At 44.1% G+C, this 2,584-nt stretch carries 2 protein-coding genes, 1 tRNA gene and 1 pseudogene; 3 read left to right on the top strand and 1 reads right to left on the bottom strand.

From position 1 onward, the window contains the following. The first annotated feature begins 15 nt into the window (after positions 1-15). A tRNA-Tyr gene (locus tag BCT81_RS28195) sits at positions 16-100 on the top strand. 556 nt (positions 101-656) lie between these two features. On the opposite strand, the gene BCT81_RS28190 is transcribed toward BCT81_RS28195, so the two are convergent. Next, positions 657-1,571 (bottom strand): TIM44-like domain-containing protein, encoded by a 915-nt coding sequence (locus BCT81_RS28190; protein WP_102426575.1) that lies wholly within the window; start codon positions 1,569-1,571, stop codon positions 657-659. A 197-nt stretch (positions 1,572-1,768) separates the two neighbouring features. Here BCT81_RS28190 and BCT81_RS28185 point away from each other — a divergent pair, with 197 nt between their 5' ends. Continuing rightward, positions 1,769-2,359 (top strand): TetR-like C-terminal domain-containing protein, encoded by a 591-nt coding sequence (locus tag BCT81_RS28185; protein ID WP_004739945.1) that lies wholly within the window; start codon positions 1,769-1,771, stop codon positions 2,357-2,359. Between the two features lie 17 nt (positions 2,360-2,376). Beyond that, positions 2,377-2,584: pseudogene (locus BCT81_RS28180) on the top strand (MFS transporter); the annotation flags it as partial.

Here is a 2,584-nt window from a genome sequence, read left to right as displayed (position 1 = left end):
AGTAAGACACACCCTGGAGGGGTTCCCGAGTGGCCAAAGGGAGCAGACTGTAAATCTGCCGGCACTGCCTTCGATGGTTCGAATCCGTCTCCCTCCACCATATTCTTCTTAATTGGAAAATCGAAAAGCCAACTCATTGAGTTGGCTTTTTTCGTTTCTGCCGTTCCATATTCTTAGCGTAACTTATCTTCCAAGCATAAAAAGTCTGCCATACCGGTCTTATAACAAGATAGGTTATGCCCTTGCACCCACGACTTAATCAATCACCCCAACCCTCTCTATGACGCTTACAAACCAAATAAGCTGCGCAGCCTAAGCAGTTTGTAGAAACCGGTTCTTCGCAATCATCCACTATTTTTTGTTTCTGCTGCTATGAAAGATCAGGCTCTAATATGGGTTCAAAAAACCTCGTCATATCAACTAACTCCTCGGTTTCATTTAGTTACGTAACTAATTAGAAATATTAAAAGTGAGTAACTTGCATTGAGGTTAGCCCACCTTACACCTTATTCCCAAGCCTTTCCTAACTCGTTCTCTTCCAGACACTTGCAGAGTCAAATCGCCAGAAACAAAAAAGCCCCTACAGTTTTCCCTGTAGGGGCTTTCAATAATCAAAGTACTGAATTACTAACGTCTTCTGTTAGCTATGCCAGAGATTAACCTTGAATACCAACAATCAACCAAGGTGCGTTGTCGGTTGTTAGATCACGCTCTAAGTGCCAGATATCAGTGATGTCTTCTTCGATACCTTCCGCAGAATCACGGTAGCGACCGCTAAACTGTAGGCTTAGCTGTGCTTTGCTGCCGTCATGGTCTGCACGAACGATTTCAGCATCAACGTACATTACGTCTGTGTGCTGGTCACCGTCTAGCTTGCTACGCTCAGCTTTTAGGTCTTCGAAAAGGCTTGGAGACACGTACTCTTCAATCGTGCTTAGCTCGTTGTGGTTCCATGCACCTTGCAGTGTACGGTAGTGCTCACGAGAGCCGTTGATGAATGCCGCTTGATCAAAACCCGGTGGGTAGTTATATGGAACATCGCTTTGCGCACCAAAACCAAAGCCACCAGCAGTGCCTTGTGATTGAGGTTGTGCTTGCTCGAAGTTATGAACATTTGGCTGTTGCGTTGGTTGTTCAAACTTATTTTGTCCCATACCGCCGAATGCTGGCTGTTGGCCTCGTGCATTCTGCTGATTCATCGAACCCTGCTTCGCGCCAAGCATGCCACGTAGGAACTTAAACGCTAGGAAAGCAATCAGACCCATAATCAGAATATCCATGAACTGGATACCTTCAAATGCGCCACCGAAGAATGCTGCTAGTAGACCACCTGCAAGTAAACCGCCTAGCAGACCGCCCATAAGGCCTTTCTTGCTAGAGTTAGCCGCTGTGTTCTTACCGGCTTGATCTTGTCGGATTGAATTCGTGTTCTGTTGTTGCTGTTTGGGTGCAGGAGCCGTTTTGAAACTCTTACCAAAAGACTTACCACCACCAAACTTTTTCGCTTCCGCGATTGGTGTCACCGCGACTGATACCATCAGAATCGCGACTAGTGAGAAAAATCGTTTCATTATTATCCTTTATAGGTTTCTTTATCTTTCGACACCTTAATCATACTCGTTAACAAAGCACAATGAAATATTCACTGTGTTTACACATGTTTCATAATATTGCGGCGATTAGTTGATTACTAAACTAGCGAAAGGATTGACGGCACTCAGGGGCAGCATTAAAATATTGAACGATGTTCATTTACTAGAAACTACTCATGGCACGCAGAAACGACCACACTCGAGAACAATTGATCCAGCTGACTTTAAATACAGTGACAGACTTTTTAGAGCAGCACTCCTATCACGAGTTGAGCCTACGAAAAATCGCGAACATGATTGGTTATGTACCAAGTACACTGGTAAATGTATTCGGTAACTACAACCTTTTGCTTCTTCATGTCGTAGCTAAAACGTTAGATGAACTCGCGGCTGAATCTGCAACTGCCGTTGAACAATCAAGCAATGCACAACAAGCATTATTTAATCTTGCTTACTGCTACCATGACTTTGCGCAAAAGCACCCACACCGTTGGCAGCTTATCTTCGAGCACAACATGAACGGTGAAAACCTACCTGAATGGCAATCCAACCGTATCGATAAGATGACGGGCATGCTAGAGCAATTGTTAATCGCAATTGCACCTGAACATACCGAAAGCGAAGTCGTTAAAGCGAGCCGTGTATTATGGTCTGGCGTGCACGGAATTACACTTCTCAGTGTTGACGATAAGTTTTTCGCATCTGAGCCTATCGATGGTAAAGAGTTGATTAATAACCTAGTCTCAAACTACTTAACCAACTGGTAAGCATTCAAGGAAAGACAATGAACAACAGCAGCCAATCTTCGCTGTTAACGCAAAAAAGGTTCCTACCCTACTTTATTACCCAGTTTCTGGGAGCCTTTAACGACAACATCTTCAAAAATGTTCTGTTGCTGTTTGCTGCTTTCGCAAGCGTAGACACACTACCTATCTCCAGCAATCTATTCATAAATTTGGCGGCTGGCTTATTTATTCTGCCCTTCTTCCTGT

The organism is Vibrio sp. 10N.261.52.A1 (assembly GCF_002876325.1).
In the GTDB taxonomy this organism is placed as follows: Bacteria; Pseudomonadota; Gammaproteobacteria; order Enterobacterales; family Vibrionaceae; genus Vibrio; species Vibrio chagasii.
This window is presented reverse-complemented; position numbering and strand designations above follow the sequence as displayed.

Coding starts and splice junctions, on each gene's coding strand:
- BCT81_RS28190 (WP_102426575.1), bottom strand. CDS start 1,571: ATGAAACGATTTTTCTCACTAGTCGCGATTCTGATGGTATCAGTCGCG.
- BCT81_RS28185 (WP_004739945.1), top strand. CDS start 1,769: ATGGCACGCAGAAACGACCACACTCGAGAACAATTGATCCAGCTGACT.